Raw genomic sequence first — 20,295 nt, 5'->3', positions numbered from 1 at the left:
GAAATCAGGAAAATAAAGAAAATTTTAGTAGCCAACCGCGGTGAAATTGCTATCAGGGTAATGAAAACAGCCCGCGAAATGGGAATCAAAACCGTAGCCATATATAGCGATGCAGACCGCCATTCGCCACATGTGCGCTATGCAGACGAAGCCGTTAACGTTGGTCCTCCTCCTTCCGCACAGTCTTATTTAATGACTGACAAGATTATCGAAATTTGTAAAGATTTAGCAGTTGATGCCGTGCATCCTGGCTATGGATTCCTCTCTGAAAATGCTGACTTTGCAAAAAAGATAGAAGAAAACGGTATCATTTTTATTGGCCCATCTACAAAAGCCATTGAAATTATGGGCGATAAGCTCTCTGCCAAAGAGGCTGTATCGGGCTATAATGTTCCTATGGTACCAGGAGTAAATCATGCCGTTACAGATCCAGAAGAGGCAAGAAAAATTGCTGAGCAAGTAGGTTACCCAGTTCTAATTAAAGCCAGTGCTGGTGGTGGCGGTAAAGGAATGAGGGTTGTCGAAAATCCTGAAGAACTGGAAGAGCAAATGAAACGTGCCATTAGCGAAGCACAATCTGCTTTTGGTAATGGCGCTGTTTTCGTTGAAAAATTCATCACCTCTCCACGTCATATCGAAATTCAGGTATTGGGCGATAAACATGGAAACTTAGTTTACCTTTTCGAACGCGAATGTTCTATTCAAAGAAGACATCAAAAAGTAATTGAAGAAGCTCCCTCTGCTATACTTACTCCAGAAAAACGTAAAGCCATGGGCGAAGCTGCATTGGGAGTTGCCAAGTCTTGCGACTACTACAGTGCAGGTACGGTAGAGTTTATTGTAGACGAAAATTTAGATTTCTTCTTTTTAGAAATGAATACACGTTTACAAGTAGAACACCCCGTTACCGAAGAAATTACCGGTGTAGACTTAGTAAAGGAACAGATTTTAATTGCCGAAGGTCATCCATTAAGCTTTAAACAAGAAGACCTTAAAATAAAAGGACATTCATTGGAAGTAAGGGTTTATGCTGAAGACCCAACCAATAATTTCCTACCAGATATTGGATATTTAAGCACCTACAATCGACCTGAGGGGCCAGGGATCAGAGTAGATGACGGTTTTGAAGAGGGAATGGATATTCCTATCTATTACGACCCAATGATAGCCAAGCTTATTGCCTCAGGAAAAGACCGAACTGAAGCCATTGAAAGAATGGTAAAAGCTATTCAGGAATATGAAATAACAGGCTTTAAAACTACGCTTAACTTCTGCGAATTCGCCATTAAGCACGAAGCCTTTACTTCAGGTAAATTCGACACCAAGTTTGTAGAAACATATTACAAACCTGAATTGCTTCAAGAAGTAAACCCCGAGCATCACGACATTGCTTTGGTACTTGCTGCTTTAATCAGTGAAGAAAAAAGTAACAATAGTCTCAAGTTAAAGAGTAACACTACCTCCAGTAACTGGAAGCTAAGAGTACGCGACTAAACATTATGGCAAGAATAAAACCCTTTCGCGCTTGGCGATATAACCGTGAATTATCAAATAAAATTGAAGATTTAGCTTCTCCCCTTTTTGATGTCGTTTCAAAAAAACAACGAGAGGCACTTTATAACAATCCATATAACAGCATCCACATCAGCGTTCCTAGAGATATCGAAACGCAGAAGAGGACAGTAGAAGAATGGAAGGCAGAAGGCATTATCAATCAAGATCAAATTCCGGGCATTTACGTTTATTACCAACATTTTACACTACCCGGCAGTAGACGAACATATATTAGAAAGGGCTTTATTTGCTTTATAGAAGCCACAGATTGGAACAGTGTAGATTCTGATGTGCTTCGCCATGAGAACACAATGCCGCATTCTGTAAACGACAGAATAGATATTTTAGCACAAAGCCAAATGAATGTGAGTCCAACGCATGGGCTTTATTTCGACCCTGAATTTAGCCTTGAGCAATACATGGACGAAAGCATGAAAAACCCCATTTATGATAGGGAAGATTATCAGGGTGTTCGTGATGTTTTGAGTGTAATTCATGATTTTGAAGTCATCAAAAAGTTTGTGGCTAAACTGAAAGATCAGCAAGTGATTTTAGCCGATGGTCATCATAGATACGAAGGCTCTTTGCTCTATAAACAGCGAATGAAGGCTCAAAATCCTAACCACACTGGTAATGAGGCTTACAATTTTCATTTGATGTACCTGACCAATGCAGAAGCCGATGATTTAAGAATCCTACCTACCCACAGGTTACTCTCTGGCTTAAAAAACTTCAACAAAGAAGATCTGCTCAATACGCTTTCTGAAGACTTTATTATTAAACCACTTGACAACCCAAATGATGTAAATGAAATCATTTTAGGTAAAAAATGGGCCTTTGGTTTATTATTTGGAAAAGAAGCCGTGAAAGTAAGATTGAAGCCTGAACGAATTACTGAACTCAAATGGAATTTCCCTCAGGTAGTTAAAGATTTGGACTTAACCGTAATGCACTATTTTATTATAGAAAAAGCATTGGGTATTTTAGGAAAAGACCAACGTAGTTCTGAGCATATTTCCTTTGAAAGAAACTTCTCAAACTGTTTAGAAAAAACCATTACTGGGGAAGTAGATTTTGCCATTATCACTCAAGATATCAGCATGGAAGATGTGAAAAACGTTTGCCACTCAGGATATACCCTACCCCAAAAATCGACCTATTTCTACCCTAAAGTAATTAGTGGTTATTTATTCGGATCAATTAAAGAAGATGAATTTACCCTACCATTTGATATTGGCTTCTAAATCGCCTCGAAGACAAGAACTGCTTCGATCTTTGGAAGTGGATTTTGAAATCAGAACAAAAGAGGTGGACGAGTCTTTTCCTCTATCAATACCCGTAAACGAAGTAGCTGAGTATTTAGCAGTTAAAAAATCTGATGCTTTTGAGAATTTAAAAGAAAACGAATTAGTCATTACTTCCGACACTACGGTTTTGAATGAAGACCAAATTTTAAATAAAGCCGAAAATGCACAGAAAGCGTTTGAAATGATTCAGTCGCTTTCAGGCAAAACGCATCAGGTAATCACAGGCGTTTGCCTTCGTTCTTCCAATAAAAAAAGAAGCTTTTCAGAAACTACCAAAGTCACTTTTCGAAAGCTAGAAAAAGCTGAAATCGAGCATTATATCAAAAAATACAAGCCTTTCGACAAGGCGGGTGCCTACGGAATCCAAGAATGGATTGGCATGGTGGGAATCGAGAAAATTGAAGGTGATTTTTACAATGTGATGGGCCTGCCCTTGCACAAGCTATATAAAGAGCTTCTAAGTTTTTAATCTTCCCTTCATTTCTCATTGAAATCAATTCTGAACTTTAGTAACTAGCTATGGGTTAAATCGCTAATTTTAATCATGCTTGATTTTTGGTTCACGCTTTCTCCTTTCCTTCTAGGGCTATATTATTTGGCTATTTTTATTGTGGTCATTAATATTCTGCTTGAAAACAGAAACCCGCTAAAAACTCATTCTTACCTCTTACTGCTATTATTATTGCCTGTTTTAGGCCTAATCATCTATCTGTTTTTTGGGCAGCACATCAGAAAACGAAGAATATTCTCTAAAAACCAATTGATAAACTCTGCTTTTGGCCAAAAATATATTGATGAATATTTAACCCCAGAGAATGCAACTCCTATTCATAAAGCTTTAGTAAGCGAACAATTCGACAAACTCATCCGCTTTTTAAGTCGTGATCTCTCCCCTCTTTCAGAAAACAATAAAATCACTTTATTGAGAAACGGAGAGGAGAAGTTTCCAGCACTTTTAGAAGCGCTGAAACAAGCGAAAAACCATATTCATATAGAATACTACATCTTTACTAGCGATGGAATTGGGCTACAGATTAGTGAACTCTTGATCGCAAAAGCTAAAGAGGGTGTTCAAGTAAGGGTGATTGTAGATGGTGTTGGAAGTCTCGGTTTAAAAAGCTCTTATTTCGAAAAAATGAAAGGCGCAGGCGTAGAAATTTTTGAATTCATGCCAGTACTTTTCCCTTCGTTTACCAGTAAAATTAATTACCGTAACCACAGGAAAGTAGTTATTATTGACGGCATTACGAGTTTTACTGGAGGGATTAATGTAGACGACCGTTACATCAACAATGGTAAATACCCAACCTACTGGCGCGACACCCATATCAAGCTTGAGGGGGCTGCAGTAAAAACATTACAGTTTCTATTTATTCTGAATTGGCAATTTGTTTCTGGACAACCTTGGCGACCAACTGAAAAGCATTTCCCAAAAACCGAACCTTCATTTGGGTCTAGTTTTGTTCAAGTAAATGCTAGCGGCCCCGATTGGGACTTGGCCAGTATAATGGACTCTTTCTACTTAGCCATTAATTCTGCCAGAAATAGCCTGAGAATTGCCACCCCATACTTTATTCCAAATGAGAGTATAATTAATGGAATTACTACCTCTGCCAAAAGTGGGGTTTCAGTCGAACTTATGATTCCCTACGCTTCCGATTCATGGATTGTTCAAGCAGCTTCAATGTCATTTATGAAGCAACTTTTGGATGCTGGTGTAAAGGTGTATCTCTACAAAAAGGGCTTTCTGCATTCTAAAACGCTTACAGTAGACGGAAAGCTAGCCATAGTAGGCACAGCCAATATGGATTATCGAAGTTTCGATCTAAACCATGAGGTGAACACCTATATTTATGATCCTGCTATTGCTATTCAACTCAATCAGAATTTTGAAACAGATAAGGCTGATTGCGAAGAACTACATCTTAGTGAATGGAAGAAACGCAGTATTTCGAAGAAACTACTCGAATCTGTTTGTAGATTACTAGCACCATTGCTCTAAGCATCACAATTGGCATCTGAATAAGTTTCATTCTGAACTTAGTTACCAGCATTTTATTTGTTTTCACTTATATTGAAAATAAACCCTTATACCATGCCCAATTCATCGCAATACACCAACCTGAATACGATTAAGTTTTTGATGTACAATGTTCATCAAACGGAAGAATTACTTGAAGCCAACCGTTATTCCGCTTACGACAAGCCCTCGATAGACCTTCTGTTGAATTCAGTCAAAACTTTCTGCGATAAAAGCCTCCACCCCTTTATTAAAGAAATGGATGAAAAGCCTTCCACCTTTGCAAATGGAGCAATTACGATTCACCCACAATTCGAGAGTATTTTAAAAGAATCAGGAGAAATGGGGCTTGTAGCTGCCATGTTCGAGGAAAAGGATGGCGGTTTACAACTGCCAAACATCGTTTTTCATACCCTCTATTTTATGATGGAAGCCGCCAATAACCATGTTACAGGCTATTTGGGTTTAACCGCAGGTGCGGCAAACCTTATTGTTTCCTTCGGAAGTGATTTTCTAAAAGAAACCTACGCGCAAAAAATGATGTCTCTGGAATGGACAGGCACCATGTGTCTGACCGAACCGCAAGCGGGATCGTCATTATCAGATGTGAAAACTACTGCCAGCCTTCAGGCAGATGGCACTTATAAAATCAATGGTCAAAAAATCTTCATCTCCTCGGGCGACCATCAGTTTGCCGAGAACATCATTCATTTGGTATTGGCTCGAACAGAAGGCGCTCCTTCAGGCACAAAAGGCGTTTCCTTGTTTGTAGTTCCGAAGAAAAGAGTAGCCGCTGATGGTAGTCTTGGTGAGCAGCAAGTGATTGTGGCGGGTGAATTTGAAAAACTGGGTCAGCGAGGTTATTGCACCTCGCATTTGGTTTTTGAAGACAGCATTGGACACATGATTGGCGAAGAAAATCATGGTTTGATGTACATGTTCCAAATGATGAATGAAGCGAGAATTGCTACAGGCAGAATGGGGACAGGAATTGCGTCTGCGGCTTATTATGCTTCTCTGCAATATGCGAAAGAAAGGCCTCAGGGAAGAAAACTAACATCTTCAGGTAAAAAGGATTTAGACGAAGAACAAACCTTAATCATCAATCACCCTGATGTAAAACGAATGCTGCTCTTCCAAAAGTCCATTGTGGAAGGTTCTTTAAGTTTAGTAATGCAGGCAGCGCATTATGTGGATTTAGAACACATTTCAGAAGGAGAAGAAAAGGAACGTTACAATTTACTTCTGGAATTACTCACTCCTATCGCTAAAACATATCCTTCGGAAAAGGGACTTGAGGCAGTAAGCACAGGCCTACAAGTGCTTGGTGGCTATGGATTTTGCATGGACTTCATACTTCAGCAATATTACCGCGACATTCGAATTATTTCCATTTACGAAGGCACAACTGGCATTCAGTCTCTCGATTTACTAGGGCGAAAAATAGGGTTGAAAAATGGCAAAGTACTCGAATGGCTGGCCGAAGAAATTCAGTCTACTATTAAAGAAGCTAGCGCTCATGATTCACTCCAATTTAATATTAGAGTTTTAGGAGAAAGCCTTAATTCAATACAGCAGGTTTTAGGTGCCTTAATGCCTCATGCTCAAAATGGTGATTTTGAACGCTACTTGGCCGATGCCACCATTTTTATGGATTTATTTGGAACAGTTGTTATGGGCTGGCAGTGGCTTAAAATCGGAGTTTCGGCACAGAAAGCTTTAGACATAAACGACAGCACTTACGCCACTGATTTCTACGAAAGCAAACTCCACACACTCCAATTCTTTTATAAATATGAAATGAGTCGCTGTAAAGGACTTTCAAAAACCATCATGAATGAACTGGCTCTGACCATTGACATGAAACTGAGCTACCTGGATTAAAGATCTTTGGCTTGTAAAAAATCCAAAAAGCAATCGTATTAATTGATGCAGCCTTTATCTTTGAGGCAATCCACAAAGCAATGAAGAAATATATAAAATCAGCCTTGTTACTCACTGTATTTGCGCTTTTAGCAATGAGTGCCGTTTCTTGTCAACAGGAAACTCCTTATGTAATCATGATTTCCTTTGATGGTTTCAGACATGATTATGTAGAAAAATATGACGCTCCGAATTTCAAGAAATTCATAGAAACAGGAGCGTCTGCCGAGGCCATGCTTCCCTCATTTCCGAGTAAAACCTTCCCAAATCATTATACATTGGTAACAGGGCTTTATCCGGGAAATCACGGTTTGGTGGATAATAATTTCTATGACCGCGACCTTGATTTACGGTATAGCATCGGCAATCGTGAAGTAGTAGAAAACCCTGATTTTTATGATGGTTTACCTCTATGGCAGTTGGTGCAGAAAAACGGAATGAAATCGGCTTCTTATTTCTGGGTGGGTTCCGAAGCTCCAATCGCAGGTAGTTTCCCTAATTATTATGAAATCTATGATGGTAAGGTGAAAAATGAAGACCGAATTTCAACGGTAATGGAATGGCTAAAATTACCAAAAGCTGAACGCCCCAATTACATTTCATTATACTTTTCCATAGTAGACGACCAAGGGCATGCCAACGGCCCTAATGGTGCTAAAGAATCTGTTTTAGAAGCCGATCGACTTCTGGGTTTAATCATGGAGCAACTCAAACAAATTGATCTGCCAGTGAATGTGATTGTCACTTCCGATCACGGTATGAACGAAGTAGCCAATAATGAAGAAAGTTTGATTAACGTTGATGAAGTTCTGGAAGGAATAAATAAGGATGATTACAGGTTTGTTAACAGCGGAACCCTCGCTCACCTTTATGTTAACGACCAATCAAAAATTGACCAAATATATACGGCCATTAAAGGAAAGGAGAATAGTTTCACAGCCTACGAGAAAGAGGGATTCCCTAAAAACTGGCATTATCAAAATTCGAGAAGTGGCGAAATAGTTTTGGTGGCCAATGCAGGTCACTCATTGAGCTCGAAAAGCAACAGAGAAAGAATGATTGCCCAAGGCGGAGTACACGGAGAGCATGGTTATGATCCTTATCTCTCAGAAGATATGGCTACAATTTTCTACGCAAATGGGCCAAACATTAAACCAGGCACCAAACTTCCCAAGTTTGAAAATGTGAACGTTTATCCTTTTGTAGCCCATATTTTAGGCATTAATGAGTTACCTGAGGTTGACGGGAAGTTGGAGGTGTTGAAAAGCATATACAAACAGTAACCTCATCTCAAAAAAATGGCAAGCTGATACTCTTTCATTACACTAGTTTTTGTCAGCCAAAACCAATCATTCAGTCTATATATCGACCATAATTAAAATTTTCGAATAACTGATACGGTATATTGAAGGTTTACATCGAAAAAAAACATATTTTAACTCATCAATCAAAACACCTCTTGATGAAATCATATAAACTGTCAATCTCATTAGCTTTAGCTTCCCTCATTACTTTTTTCAGTACTAACCTATACTCCCAGTCGCTCGATAAAAGATTTTCAGCTCATTTGGCCAGCGAGTCCGAAATCATTGGACTTCAAAAGGATAGTGAAGGCAAACTTTACATTCTCGGGGACTTTAAACGAATAGACGATACTTTTCTCGATGCGAGCTACGTGAATAACTTGATTCGCATTGATAATCTGGGAGAGTATGACCCAAGCTTTAAACTGGATGAAACTTTAGCAAGTAAATCATTTAACAGTGTTCAAGTTTATCAAGACAAAATACTTCTGGTTTCCTTTGCACGAAATAACGATAACGGGATTGATGTTCTAAATTTAGATGGCTCGATTGATACTAATTTTCAACTTGACAACTCCATTAGTTTAATCTATAAGATTGAACATAAAGACGGTCATTATTATGCCGCTGCAATTTTATCAGGCTCGCTAAATTTTGTGAAATTAAACAGCGATGGTAGTCTAAACTCAGAATTTGGCACACACAAGTTAGATGGATCAAGCCCTGTAGAAATCACAATTCTCAATGATAACAAAATCCTAGTGTCAGGTCAAACCAATAAATATGATGACACGGATGTTGGTACTATTTTCCGAGTAAACTCTGATGGATCTTTGGATCAAACCTTTAACACAGGTACCGCAACAATCAGCGATGGGGATGTAATTGATGTAGAGGTATTGCAGGATGAAACCATTCTAGTTTCTGGCTATTTTAATAGCTTCAACGGGGTGTCAACACCGTCTGGACTTGTTAAATTAGATGCAAACGGTGCAGTTGTCACTGCTTTCAACGCAGATGGTGTAATAAATAGAATCAGTAGGAGGGCAAGTAAAATAAAAGAAGCTCCAGATAACAAAATTTATTTAGCTGGCGGGCATTTAAACGATGCAATATTAATAAGACTTAATGCTGATGGATCTACCGACCAAACGTATGCTGCTCAAGCCTTTAGTTCTTTTAATAGGGGGCAATATTTTAATATTGAAATCATTGGAGAGCAAGTCATTTTTGCCAATAAATTTACTGGAACAATAGCTGATAAGCGATTGAGTATTGCGCAAACCGATTTTTCCGGAAACATACTTCCTCAGAATTTTACCCTAACAAAAGCAGCAACTGCATATGCAGCCTTACCCTTCGATGATGGGAAAGTATTGGTGTCAGGAGACTTCATTCTAGTGAATGGTTCCTATGTTTCTTATTTAACCAAATTAAATGCAGACGGAACAATTGATTCTGGTTTTGAATTGGGCATCGAGCTGAACTCTGCGATCAATGAAATCAACGTGATCACCAAACAAAGCGATGGCAAGATTATATTGGGTGGTTATATGCACTATGATAATACAATAACAAGCATCATAAGGTTAAACCAAGACGGCAGTATTGACCCCACTTTTAGCACAACTGCTAGAGCCTATTATTTAGGCGATAATATCAAGCAGATTACAGTTCTTGAAGATGATGGTTTGCTAGTAGCTGGAGGAATTATTAACACAGGAAATAATCTTGCGGATTCAAATGAAATTATAGTACGACTTGGTAAAAATGGAGCCTACGACTTAGATTTCAACTCCGTATTAGCTGCAAACCCTCAAGAAACTAATAATCAAAAAATCATAGAGGCCTTAGCTATCAAGGCAGATGGCACTTATCTTGTTGGTGGCTACTTTTCCAGTGATGGCAGGGTTTCAGGGTTTATTAATAACCTAAATACTGATGGATCGCTGGTTTCAGAATTCAACAACAATGAAACACTTACAGGAAGTGTAAATGTCATTCAAGTCATAAATGAAAAACTGTTATTTGGTGGGACCAATTTTGCAGGTGGTGGTTTTAGTGATAGGATGCCTTTATATCAAGCTAATTTAACAGGAAACGAATTAGACGACACAACCATTGGGATATCCGATACCGATAATTTTGGTTTTTATAAGGATCTTTTATTGGAAGATGATGGCTCTATTTTAGTCGCTGGATCTTATGAATTTATTAACCAAGAATTGCACAGCAACTTAGCAAGAATAAAAACATCTGGTATTGTAGACAATAAATTCAACGTCAATTTTTTAGGCTACTTAAATAAAATTGAAAGGGTTGATTCAGAGAACATATTCGCTGTAGGTGAATTTTCTTCTGTAAATGGAACTCCAAGTTTTGGTATCGCTAAAATTAAAACGGTCAATTCAGCACCGATTATTGACGGTGTTGTTTCAGCATTAACAACAAAAGAAGAAGAAGCCATCACCATAGCGTCTAGCGACCTTCTAATCACTGACCCAGAGAACGAAGTTGGAGACATAACAATCTCAATTTCTGAAGGTGCCAATTACACAGTTAGTGATAATACAATTACTCCAGTTTTAGACTTCAATGGTACGTTAACAGTCCCTGTTATTGCCAACGATGGAGAATTAGATAGCAAAATATTTAACATAGAAATTTCGGTAACAGCTGTGAACGATGCTCCTATTATCACTGAAGCTTCGAGTGGTTTGACAACAGCTGAAGAGACAAATTTCACTTTTGATCTGGATGCATTTACCGTAACCGATCCAGACAACAGCTTTCCAACGGATTTCTCTTTAACTATAACTGGAGGCGATAATTACACCATTGACGGAAACACGGTTATCCCTAACACCGATTTTAACGGGACATTAACGGTAGCTGTAAAAGTAAATGACGGTACTGATGATAGTAATAGCTTCAATGCACAACTTGAAGTCACTCCAGTAAATGACAAACCTGTGATAGTAGGAACAGTGAGCACATTGATAACAGATAATGAAACACCATTCACTTTAAGTCTCACTGATTTATCAGTAACCGACCCTGATAATAATTATCCATCTGACTTTACTTTATCTGTTGCCGGAGGGGCCAATTATATTCTTGCTGGAAATGTGATTACTCCAACTCCAGAATTTATTGGAACCTTGACAATACCTGTAAAGGTAAACGATGGTAATATAGACAGTGACGAAGTAAATATTACTTTGGAAGTAAGTGAAGTCACCAGCATCGATCTGGATACCTTCTCTCTAAGGCTTGATTTATTCCCTAATCCTACGCAAAACCAATTGAACATTGTATTGGAAAACAGCAATTTTGATGACATTATCATTACTATTACAGACTTGAATGGTGCGAAGGTTTATCGTGGCAGTTTCCAGAAAAAGCAATATGAATTCTCTAAATCTATTGATCTTAGCCAGCAAACAGACGGAACTTACTTTGTTGAAATTGTGCAAAGCGGTAAATACCGTTCACTAAAGAAAATAATAAAGAACTAATACATTTATTAATAATAATGACTGAACAAGAAGCCAACGAACTCCTCACAAGTAAGATTCTTAATAAAAAACTAACCAGTATTAGAGTATACAACCACCACCAGCCCTACCCTTTTGTAGAAGAAAATGAGGCTGTGGTGGTTTCTGCTGCTGTAGCCTTCATTTTCGAAGATGAACCAATCACCTTCTATTGGCATCTAGAAGATGGGATTTTCAACTTCTCTTTGGCCAAGGTAGAAGTAGATGAAGATTGGGATGATATTGAAATCACCAACATCGACACCTTCAAAAATATGGAAGGTGATGAAGTGAATGCCGTTGAAATCAACTGGACTTACTTCCAAAAGCTTGATGAAAATTTTGAAATCTTAGAGGAGAAACTCTATGTGCCACAAGAAATGGTACTCAGCTTTTCTAACGGAAATCAACTGCAAATTGCCTGCGTAGATTTCAACATCGACCCAGTTTCAAATGATCTCGTGAACCTCAGTTACAATATGAGTGGCGGCTTATTGGTGAGTGCTGTTCCTTATAAAGAAATAGCAGCACCAGTATATAACGACCTTTAGCGGCCTTCTTAAAATTTCTGCCCTCTCTAAAAATAGATGCGGTTGATAATCATTATGTTTGTGGGTGCAGATTTGATTCAATGAGTACAGCAAAGTCAAAAAATTTACGAAACATTTGGTATGTGGCCTGTCATGGTAGCCTTTTGAAAAAAGGTAAGACCATTGAGAAGGAAATAGACAGTGAGAAAATTCTTTTGGGCAGAGATGAACAAGGGAAAGTTTTCGCGCTTCGCAACCAATGTCCGCACCGTGGTATACCATTAACCTATGGCAATTTTGACGGCTGCGAAATTGAATGTTGTTACCATGGCTGGAGGTTTAAAACAGACGGCACTTGCTCTAAAATACCAACGCTCCCTCCTTCTTCTAAATTAGATGTAACCAAGGTGAGAGCGCCTTATTATCCGCTGCGCGAAGTGCATGGCATTGTACTGATTTACTTACCCAAAGACATGCGCAAGCCTGAGGACATGGACGAAAGTCTTTTCCCTGAGTTTCCTTTAAAGGAAGAAGCCAATTTCGATTTTGTGACTGCAAAACCAATGTCTTGCAGCCTCGATCATTCGGTGATTGGTTTGATTGATCCTGCACACGTTCCTTTTGTGCATCAATCTTGGTTCTTTAGAAAAAAGACCAATCTAAAGCTAAAGACAAAGAATTTTGCTCCTTCGCACCTAGGTTTCAAAATGGTTCGACATGAACCTTCTAAGAATTCAGCGGCTTATAAAATTCTAAAGAAAGAGCAGACTACGGAAATCAGTTTTCAGTTACCAGGCATCAGAATTGAGCATATTAAAGTGGGCGAAAATGACATCGTGATCATGACGGCCCTGACTCCTGTGAATGAAAATCAGACGGAACTGATTCAATTTATTTACACGGACATCGGTTGGTTCAAATACTTAAAGCCTATCTTCTATCGCTTTGCGAACACCTTTATTCAGCAGGATGTTGATGTTTTCGAAAAACTAAAGGAAGGTCTTCAGAACAACCCTCCACTGATGCTCATGGGCGACCCTGATATGCAAGCGAAATGGTACAACGCCATTCGCACGCGTTACGAAAAATGCCAAGAGGTGAAAACGCCTTTCGAAAACCCAATCAAACCACAAACTTTACAGTGGCAGACTTAAATTATAGCTGTGGTTAAGTGAACTCTATTTTACTGCTGGGGCTTAATTCCCCTTTTAGGTATTGGAAACAGTTGCTTTTTCCTTTCGTTTTCATAGCCCAAAAATTCATCACTATCCAAAAGCATACAAGACAATGATAGTAGAGTCTCATCTACCAACGTAACTTCCCAATAATAGAAGTACCCAAAACCAAGAAAATCTCTTCTTCCGTCATACTTTGGTGGTGACATAACTTTAACAACCCGTTTAATATGGCTTGCCTTAAAGGTCAGGTCAAAATCCGCTTTTTTATATCGGTACTCCCAATTTGTAGTGTCTATTACAAATGATACACCCTTACTTACTTTCAGGTGGTGTGCTGCCAAAATTAGCAGTGGCAATACATGAATTAAGCCCACCCAAGACCATGTAATCCCTACAATAAAAGGTAAATTTTCAGCATCAGTATTAAACCAATACATAGCTATTAATGTAAATACCACAATTGCAGTTAATAGCTTTGCCAATGGTAGAATGAAATATTTTTTGCGCTGAGAGTCGCTTAGTCTATAATTAATAATCATTTGTTACCATTCAAAATTTACCACAGTGGATAATTTAACGTTGTAGGCTTGTTGGTAAAAAAACCAAAAAGGGCAGTATCTCAACCTGTTAGTCGTAAAGACTTAAATATCCCCCAACTGCGGACGAAGGATGATTTCCTCTACTACCGTGTTAGGCGACAATGCATGAGCAGCATAAATTGCGTCAGCAATATCTGAAGCCTTCATAAATCGTTCTTCTGGAAGTCCCGCTCCTTCCCAGCTTGGCGTATAGGTTGCGCCAGCCAAAATAGAAGTAACCCGTACCCCATGAGGTTTCATTTCTTCGCGCAAAGCTTTGGTGAAACCGAGTAAGGCAAATTTTGAAATAGAATAGCTACCTCCATTGGCATAGGCCTGAATTCCAGCTATTGAACCTGAAGTAAAAACATGACCAGATTTACGCTCCATCATCCCAGAAATCAATTCACGGGTAAGGTGATAAGCACTATAAAGGTTCGTCTCGATCATCATTTCCAGATTTCCTTCGTCCTCATTATATACACTGCCCGGAATAAAAGTGCCTGTATTATTCAAAAGCAGATCCACAGGGCGGTCAAAGGATTTCACCATCTCAGCGAATTTAAGCACCCCCTGTTTCTTTGATAAATCTGCTTGTATGGTATGTATTTCAATTTCAGGAAAAGCCTCATTTATATCATTCGCGAGCTGTTTCAGGTCTTCTTGGTTTCGAGCGCAAGTCATAATATCGAAGCCTTCTTTGGCAAATTTCTCAATCGTGGCTCTGCCTATTCCCTTAGTTCCTCCAGTAATTACTGCCAGTTTTTTCATGTTTGAATAATTGTTTCAGATTTTTACGTTTTACCAACGACTTGAAATTAGATCAATTTGTTCAATTAAGATGGCCCAAGCCGAATCTTTTGCCTCAAGTTTTGTTATTTTACCACCCTGTTAATTTAATCACCCTGATGGAAATGCTTTTTTAATGAAGAGTCTCGGCAAATACTTATTGTTTATAAGCTCTCTTTTCAAAAATCGTGAGTCGTTCAAAACCTATGTTAAATTAACCCTTGACGAATGTATGTTGGTGGGTATCAACAGTATCGTTTTGGTGGGTTTGGTTTCGCTTTTTATCGGAGCAGTATCTACCCTTCAAACGGCATACAACCTTGTTAACCCACTTATTCCTGATAGTGTTGTCGGGCTTGTGGTTCGAGATTTAACGATTTTGGAATTGGCGCCTACCATTACAGCCATCATTTTTGCAGGTAAGGTAGGGTCAAGTATTGCTGGAAATTTAGGCACCATGCGTATTACTGAACAAATCGATGCCTTGGAAGTAATGGGAATTAACTCTTCCTCCTATTTAGTACTTCCAAAAATTGTAGGTACATTAATTATGTATCCATTACTCGTAATTCTTGCTGGCGTGTTAGCCATTTTTGGTGGGTTCTTAGCAGCAAAATTTGGCGGTGTGGTATCTACTGCGGACTACTTTATGGGGCTCAAAATGGACTTCAATCAATTCACCGTTTCTTTCGCATTAATAAAATCTGTTGTTTTTGGCTTTCTTGTTTCTTCCATTTCTTCCTATATGGGCTTTTTTACCAGAGGCGGAGCCTTAGAAGTAGGTCAGGCCAGTACACGTGCGGTAACCGTAAGCTGTATCGCCATTTTATTCAGTGATTTTATTCTCGCTCAATTGCTTTTAGTAAGATGATAGAAGTTAAGAATTTAGTAAAGTCGTTCGATGATAAGGTGGTCTTAGATGACATCAGTGTGAAATTTGAGAAGGGAAAGACGAACCTGATTATTGGTGCCAGTGGATCGGGAAAAAGTGTGATGCTGAAAAATATCGTTGGCCTTTTCAAACCTGATTCAGGTGACATTCTTTACGATGGCCGTGATTTTATTAACGCCCACAGAGACCTGAAAACCGACATAAGAAGGGAAATAGGAATGCTTTTTCAAGGAGGTGCCCTTTTCGATTCAATGACTGTAGAGCAGAATGTGAAATTTCCATTGGATATTCTTACCAAAATGCCCGAAGAGGAAAAACTCGATAGAGTAAACTTTTGTCTGAAACGGGTAAAGTTAGAAAACACCAATAAGCGAATGCCTTCTGAAATTAGTGGTGGTATGCAGAAAAGAGTGGGCATTGCCAGGGCCATCGTAAACAGCTCTCAATACCTGTTTTGTGACGAACCAAATTCTGGACTCGACCCAATTACTTCGATCAAAATAGACCGTTTACTAGCGGAAATTACGGAAGAATATCAAATCACAACCGTGATTGTAACTCATGACATGAACTCGGTAATGGAGATTGGCGAATACATTATGTTCCTTAGCAACAGCCACAAACTTTGGGAAGGTAATAGTGATGACATTATGCATTCTGGCGTTCAAGAACTTGACGAATTCGTATTTGCCAACAAAATGATGCGCAAGTTTAGAGATCAATAAGCATTGCTCTAGCACTCAAAAAACGCTTTTCCCCTTCGTTCTACTTCGGTCTTTTTAATATTTCAAAAAAGACATCTTTTTAATTCGGATAAATTTGTCCGAATTAAAATCCTGACCTATCTTTGCGTAGAAAATATACAACTATGTTCTCAAAAGCATGTGAATACGGAATTCGGGCAGTGATTTACATCGCACAAAAATCTCTTAACGAGGAACGTGCGAGTTTGAAGGACATTACTGCAGAAATAGATTCACCTGAAGCATTCACCGCCAAAGTTTTACAGCAGTTGGCCAAAGCAAAAATCATCAATTCATTAAAAGGACCAAATGGAGGATTTGAAATTGGTAAAGATAAAATTGATTCGATAAAGCTTAGCCAAATTGTGAACGCATTGGATGGCGATAGCATCTACAAAGGATGTGGTTTAGGTTTAAAGGTATGTAATGCCAACGAGCCCTGCCCTGTTCACGATAAGTTCACCAGCATAAGAAGTGAATTGAGAAAAATGCTTGAAAATACGAGCCTTTTTGAATTGGCCACCAGTTTAGAAACGGGTTTGACTTATTTAAAAAGATAAAATTTAACACAATAAAGGATATAAAGGTATTAATATCTAGTAATGAAAGAAATCATAAGCATAGCGGACATCAGATTACTAGTTGACACCTTTTATAGTAAGGTGAGAGAGGACGAACTCTTGGCCGATATTTTCAATGGCGTGATCAAAGACAAATGGCCACAGCATTTAGAGAAGATGTACCGCTTTTGGCAAACCATTCTTTTGGGTGAGCACACCTATTACGGCAGCCCCTTTTCTCCTCATGCCCATATGCCAATAGATGCAAGGCATTTCGAGCAATGGATCAACTTGTTCTACGCGACTATTGACGAACTCTTTGAAGGTGAGAAAGCTGATGAAGCAAAATGGAGAGCTAAAAAAATGGCGGAAATGTTCCTTTCCAAAATCGAGTATTATAAGGAAAGAGACTCAAAACCTTTGTTATGACCGCACAAGTAAAACATCCACCCAATGCTTTAAATCCATATTTCAATTATGCTGGGACAGAAATTATCAAGGTGATGTGCTTACTTATTTATGGTATCACACTATTTAAAAATACAGATCATGGAAAATCTAATTGAAAAAACGATCGGTGAAATTGTAGCTGAAGATTACCGTGCCGCGGCAGTATTCGAATCTTATGGCATCGATTTCTGTTGCAACGGCAATCGCAGTATTAATGTAGCTTGCGAAGCAAAAAACATTAACCAAGATGAGTTATTATCGAAACTCAACACATCACTTACAGTAACTCAAACAAACAGAAACGATTATCAGCTCTGGCCAATTGATCTACTGGCAGATTATATTGAAAAAAAACACCACCGCTATGTAGAAGAGAAAATACCAGTGATAAAACAGTATTTGAATAAAATCAGTAGTGTTCACGGCAAAAACCACCCTGAATTATTAGAAATAGAATCACTTTTCAATGCTTCTGCTGGTGAATTGGCTATGCACATGAAAAAAGAAGAACTCATGCTCTTCCCTTTTGTTAGAAAAATGATGAGCGCCCAAAATGAAGATATAAAAGCACAGCCTCCTCATTTTGGAACCGTTCAAAACCCCATTCAGGCCATGATGCACGAACACGATACTGAAGGAGAACGCTTTCGCCAGATCAGTGAATTGAGTAACCAGTACACACCGCCAGCCGATGCTTGTAATACTTACAAAGTAGCCTTTTCTCTTTTAAAAGAATTTGAAGAGGATTTACACCTTCATATTCATTTAGAGAACAACATTCTATTCCCTAAAGCCGTAGCCTTAGAGAAGAGATTAACGGCATAATATCTTACACTTGATGGAAGGAGTAAACAGAGTCTTCTGCTTGTCCCCGAAATTCAACATAGCCAACCCTGTGATTTCAGTTCTGTCTACAAATCACAGGGGTATTTCTCTTTATTAACAAGAAAAAATATGGAAGAAAGAAAACCTCTGAAACGACACAAAGCACTCCAACCTTTCAGCCGCGAACACCACCATGGCTTATTGCTCTGTTGGAAAATACGGAAGGGCTTTCTTTCTAAAGTTGATCCAATGAGGATAAAAACTTATGCTGACTGGTTTTATAAAACCCATCTCATTCCTCATTTTTCAGACGAGGAGAAATTCATCTTCCCCATGTTGGGAGAAGAACATGAGCACATCAAAAAAGCCATGGCGGAACACAGAAGGCTTGCTCGGCTTTTTGAAGATAAAGAAGACATTGCCCGCAACCTCAACAGAATTGAGGAAGAGTTGGAAAGCCATATCCGCTTTGAAGAACGGGTACTTTTTCCCGAAATTCAAGACATAGCAACTCCCGAACAGCTAGCGCAAATGACCGAAATGCATGATTCAGTTACATTCAAGGAAAATAATGAAGATCCTTTTTGGCTATAAGTTGATTTAAACTGCGATGTATTAAGGTCACTCAAAAAACTTCTAAGTCTACTATTATAGCCTTACTTTAGTGGCAGCTATACCTAAGAGAACCATCGGCAATGAATTTAACTTCTTTAGAGACCAACGCAGATCAAAGACTTTCTTTACAAAAATCGGTAATTGAATATGCGGAAGACTTTTTGAATAGCCTTGAAAATAGAAAGGCTTACGAATATGATAGTTATGAAAAAAAGGATCAAGACAGTTTCTTTGATATTGATGAGCAGAACCACCCTATTGAGGACATTCTTCCTTTTATTGCTGTAAGAGTAGATAAACCCGGCCTGAACCCAGCTTCTGGAGGCCATCTGGGTTATATACCTGGTGGCGGAATTTATGAATCGGCTTTGGGTGATTATTTGGCTGCAGTTTCCAATCGTTACGCAGGTGTATTTTATGCTTCCCCGGGAGCGGTGCGCATGGAGAATGCACTGATCGATTGGGCAGCAAAGCTGATTGGCTATACAGGGCGCTTTGGAGGCAATTTAACTTCGGGCGGAAGCATTGCTAACCTCATCGCTATTTCGACAGCGAGAGAAGCTAAAAAGCTAAAAGGGAAAGACCTTGAGTCAACGGTAATCTATACCAGCCAACAAACGCATCATAGTTTGCAAAAAGCTATTAAGCTTTGTGGTTTGAGCGAATGCATCTTGCGCATTATTGATTTGGATGAAGATTATCGGATTATTCCAGAAAAACTAAACACTCAGGTGCTAGAAGATCAAAAACAAGGCCTTCAGCCCTTTTTAATTATTGCCAATGCAGGCTCTACGGATGTTGGCGCAGTTGACCCGCTTAACGCCATTGCCAGTATTGCGGAAGAGCATGATTTATGGTTTCATGTAGATGCTGCCTATGGCGGTTTCTTCCAATTGACAGCGCAGGGTAAGGAAGTAATGAGCGGCATTGAAAAAGCTGATTCCGTTATTCTCGACCCACATAAAGGCTTGTTCCTCCCCTATGGTTCTGGCATTGTTTTGATCAAAAATATTGAGCATTTGGCCGCTGCCAATAGCTATGAAGCCAATTATATGCAAGACACTAAAATGCATCAGGATGAAATGTCGCCAGCTGAGCTTTCTCCAGAATTGAGCAAGCATTTTAGGGGTATGCGCATGTGGTTACCGCTTAAGCTTCATGGTATCGGCCCATTTAAAGCTTGTTTGGAAGAGAAAATGGAATTGGCGCAGTATTTCTATACCAAGATTAAAGCAATGGGCTTTGAAGTAGGGCCAGCCCCAGTACTTTCAACCGTAATTTTTAGGTTTCTGCCCAAGGATAAAGATGCCAATGAATTCAATGCAGCCATTGTCAAAGCCATACACCAAGACGGAAGAATTTTCATTTCTTCCACCACGCTCAATGGCCAATTCTACATGCGTGTAGCCGTGCTTTCATTCAGAACCCATAAAAAGGAAATTGATCTGCTTTTGGAGATTATCGAAAAGCAACTAATTGAAAAGTAGATTT

The 20,295-nt window shown here is 39.0% G+C and carries 18 protein-coding genes; 16 read left to right on the top strand and 2 right to left on the bottom strand.

From position 1 onward, the window contains the following. Positions 1–3: 3 nt before the first annotated feature. The 9 genes from MB14_RS10475 (at position 4) to MB14_RS10435 (ending at position 13,328) form a co-directional block, all read left to right on the top strand. Positions 4–1,494: an acetyl-CoA carboxylase biotin carboxylase subunit gene (locus tag MB14_RS10475; RefSeq protein WP_062592703.1), complete on the top strand. Its 1,491-nt coding sequence runs from the start codon at positions 4–6 to the stop codon at positions 1,492–1,494. A 5-nt stretch (positions 1,495–1,499) separates the two neighbouring features. After that, on the top strand, positions 1,500–2,798 hold the full coding sequence (locus tag MB14_RS10470; RefSeq protein WP_062302745.1) for a DUF1015 domain-containing protein: 1,299 nt from the start codon (positions 1,500–1,502) through the stop codon (positions 2,796–2,798). Beyond that, positions 2,764–3,330: a Maf family nucleotide pyrophosphatase gene (locus tag MB14_RS10465; protein ID WP_062591489.1), complete on the top strand. Its 567-nt coding sequence runs from the start codon at positions 2,764–2,766 to the stop codon at positions 3,328–3,330. The genes MB14_RS10470 and MB14_RS10465 overlap by 35 nt, the downstream gene beginning before the upstream one ends. A gap of 75 nt (positions 3,331–3,405) precedes the next feature. Further along, entirely contained in the window at positions 3,406–4,863 is a 1,458-nt protein-coding gene (cls, locus tag MB14_RS10460) for a cardiolipin synthase (RefSeq protein ID WP_062591488.1), read from the top strand. Between the two features lie 93 nt (positions 4,864–4,956). Beyond that, a complete protein-coding gene (locus tag MB14_RS10455) occupies positions 4,957–6,765 on the top strand; it encodes an acyl-CoA dehydrogenase family protein (protein WP_062591487.1) in 1,809 nt (602 codons plus the stop codon). Positions 6,766–6,845: 80 nt separating this feature from the next. Further along, positions 6,846–8,087: an alkaline phosphatase family protein gene (locus tag MB14_RS10450; protein WP_062591486.1), complete on the top strand. Its 1,242-nt coding sequence runs from the start codon at positions 6,846–6,848 to the stop codon at positions 8,085–8,087. Between the two features lie 179 nt (positions 8,088–8,266). Then, entirely contained in the window at positions 8,267–11,626 is a 3,360-nt protein-coding gene (locus MB14_RS10445) for a T9SS type A sorting domain-containing protein (protein ID WP_062591485.1), read from the top strand. Positions 11,627–11,643: 17 nt separating this feature from the next. Then, on the top strand, positions 11,644–12,195 hold the full coding sequence (locus MB14_RS10440) for a hypothetical protein (protein WP_062591484.1): 552 nt from the start codon (positions 11,644–11,646) through the stop codon (positions 12,193–12,195). Between the two features lie 80 nt (positions 12,196–12,275). Further along, positions 12,276–13,328, top strand: a complete 1,053-nt coding sequence (locus tag MB14_RS10435; protein ID WP_062591483.1) for a Rieske 2Fe-2S domain-containing protein — start codon at positions 12,276–12,278, stop codon at positions 13,326–13,328. Between the two features lie 29 nt (positions 13,329–13,357). On the opposite strand, the gene MB14_RS10430 is transcribed toward MB14_RS10435, so the two are convergent. Both MB14_RS10430 and MB14_RS10425 read right to left on the bottom strand, forming a co-directional pair. Next, positions 13,358–13,891 (bottom strand): PH domain-containing protein, encoded by a 534-nt coding sequence (locus MB14_RS10430; RefSeq protein WP_062591482.1) that lies wholly within the window; start codon positions 13,889–13,891, stop codon positions 13,358–13,360. Between the two features lie 102 nt (positions 13,892–13,993). After that, positions 13,994–14,701, bottom strand: a complete 708-nt coding sequence (locus MB14_RS10425) for an SDR family oxidoreductase (protein WP_062591481.1) — start codon at positions 14,699–14,701, stop codon at positions 13,994–13,996. A 154-nt stretch (positions 14,702–14,855) separates the two neighbouring features. Between MB14_RS10425 and MB14_RS10420 the strand changes: the two genes are divergently transcribed. The 7 genes from MB14_RS10420 to MB14_RS10390 all read left to right on the top strand — a co-directional run bounded on the left by MB14_RS10420 (position 14,856) and on the right by MB14_RS10390 (position 20,291). Next, positions 14,856–15,590 (top strand): MlaE family ABC transporter permease, encoded by a 735-nt coding sequence (locus MB14_RS10420; RefSeq protein WP_062591480.1) that lies wholly within the window; start codon positions 14,856–14,858, stop codon positions 15,588–15,590. Next, positions 15,587–16,336 carry an ABC transporter ATP-binding protein gene (locus MB14_RS10415; RefSeq protein ID WP_062591479.1) on the top strand — a complete coding sequence of 250 codons (750 nt, stop codon included), beginning with the start codon at positions 15,587–15,589 and terminating at the stop codon, positions 16,334–16,336. Before MB14_RS10420 ends, MB14_RS10415 begins: the two co-directional genes overlap by 4 nt. 143 nt (positions 16,337–16,479) lie before the next feature. Then, a complete protein-coding gene (locus tag MB14_RS10410) occupies positions 16,480–16,914 on the top strand; it encodes an RrF2 family transcriptional regulator (RefSeq protein ID WP_062591478.1) in 435 nt (144 codons plus the stop codon). A 42-nt stretch (positions 16,915–16,956) separates the two neighbouring features. Then, on the top strand, positions 16,957–17,343 hold the full coding sequence (locus MB14_RS10405) for a group III truncated hemoglobin (protein ID WP_062591477.1): 387 nt from the start codon (positions 16,957–16,959) through the stop codon (positions 17,341–17,343). A gap of 120 nt (positions 17,344–17,463) precedes the next feature. Beyond that, positions 17,464–18,189, top strand: a complete 726-nt coding sequence (gene ric, locus MB14_RS10400; RefSeq protein ID WP_062591476.1) for an iron-sulfur cluster repair di-iron protein — start codon at positions 17,464–17,466, stop codon at positions 18,187–18,189. A gap of 129 nt (positions 18,190–18,318) precedes the next feature. Beyond that, positions 18,319–18,783, top strand: coding sequence for a hemerythrin domain-containing protein (locus tag MB14_RS10395; RefSeq protein WP_062591475.1), 465 nt, complete (start codon positions 18,319–18,321; stop codon positions 18,781–18,783). 101 nt (positions 18,784–18,884) lie between these two features. After that, positions 18,885–20,291 (top strand): pyridoxal phosphate-dependent decarboxylase family protein, encoded by a 1,407-nt coding sequence (locus MB14_RS10390; protein WP_062591474.1) that lies wholly within the window; start codon positions 18,885–18,887, stop codon positions 20,289–20,291. The last annotated feature ends 4 nt before the right edge of the window (positions 20,292–20,295 follow it).

Origin of the sequence: Roseivirga ehrenbergii (assembly GCF_001593005.1) — a bacterium.
Classification (GTDB): domain Bacteria; phylum Bacteroidota; class Bacteroidia; order Cytophagales; family Cyclobacteriaceae; genus Roseivirga; species Roseivirga ehrenbergii.
This window is presented reverse-complemented; position numbering and strand designations above follow the sequence as displayed.

Excerpts from the sequence above, each read along its gene's own strand:
- MB14_RS10470 (WP_062302745.1), top strand. The coding sequence starts at position 1,500 with ATGGCAAGAATAAAACCCTTTCGCGCTTGGCGATATAACCGTGAATTA.
- MB14_RS10465 (WP_062591489.1), top strand. The coding sequence starts at position 2,764 with ATGAATTTACCCTACCATTTGATATTGGCTTCTAAATCGCCTCGAAGA.
- cls (WP_062591488.1), top strand. The coding sequence starts at position 3,406 with ATGCTTGATTTTTGGTTCACGCTTTCTCCTTTCCTTCTAGGGCTATAT.
- MB14_RS10455 (WP_062591487.1), top strand. The coding sequence starts at position 4,957 with ATGCCCAATTCATCGCAATACACCAACCTGAATACGATTAAGTTTTTG.
- MB14_RS10450 (WP_062591486.1), top strand. The coding sequence starts at position 6,846 with ATGAAGAAATATATAAAATCAGCCTTGTTACTCACTGTATTTGCGCTT.
- MB14_RS10445 (WP_062591485.1), top strand. The coding sequence starts at position 8,267 with ATGAAATCATATAAACTGTCAATCTCATTAGCTTTAGCTTCCCTCATT.
- MB14_RS10440 (WP_062591484.1), top strand. The coding sequence starts at position 11,644 with ATGACTGAACAAGAAGCCAACGAACTCCTCACAAGTAAGATTCTTAAT.
- MB14_RS10435 (WP_062591483.1), top strand. The coding sequence starts at position 12,276 with ATGAGTACAGCAAAGTCAAAAAATTTACGAAACATTTGGTATGTGGCC.
- MB14_RS10430 (WP_062591482.1), bottom strand. The coding sequence starts at position 13,891 with ATGATTATTAATTATAGACTAAGCGACTCTCAGCGCAAAAAATATTTC.
- MB14_RS10425 (WP_062591481.1), bottom strand. The coding sequence starts at position 14,701 with ATGAAAAAACTGGCAGTAATTACTGGAGGAACTAAGGGAATAGGCAGA.
- MB14_RS10420 (WP_062591480.1), top strand. The coding sequence starts at position 14,856 with ATGAAGAGTCTCGGCAAATACTTATTGTTTATAAGCTCTCTTTTCAAA.
- MB14_RS10415 (WP_062591479.1), top strand. The coding sequence starts at position 15,587 with ATGATAGAAGTTAAGAATTTAGTAAAGTCGTTCGATGATAAGGTGGTC.
- MB14_RS10410 (WP_062591478.1), top strand. The coding sequence starts at position 16,480 with ATGTTCTCAAAAGCATGTGAATACGGAATTCGGGCAGTGATTTACATC.
- MB14_RS10405 (WP_062591477.1), top strand. The coding sequence starts at position 16,957 with ATGAAAGAAATCATAAGCATAGCGGACATCAGATTACTAGTTGACACC.
- ric (WP_062591476.1), top strand. The coding sequence starts at position 17,464 with ATGGAAAATCTAATTGAAAAAACGATCGGTGAAATTGTAGCTGAAGAT.
- MB14_RS10395 (WP_062591475.1), top strand. The coding sequence starts at position 18,319 with ATGGAAGAAAGAAAACCTCTGAAACGACACAAAGCACTCCAACCTTTC.
- MB14_RS10390 (WP_062591474.1), top strand. The coding sequence starts at position 18,885 with ATGAATTTAACTTCTTTAGAGACCAACGCAGATCAAAGACTTTCTTTA.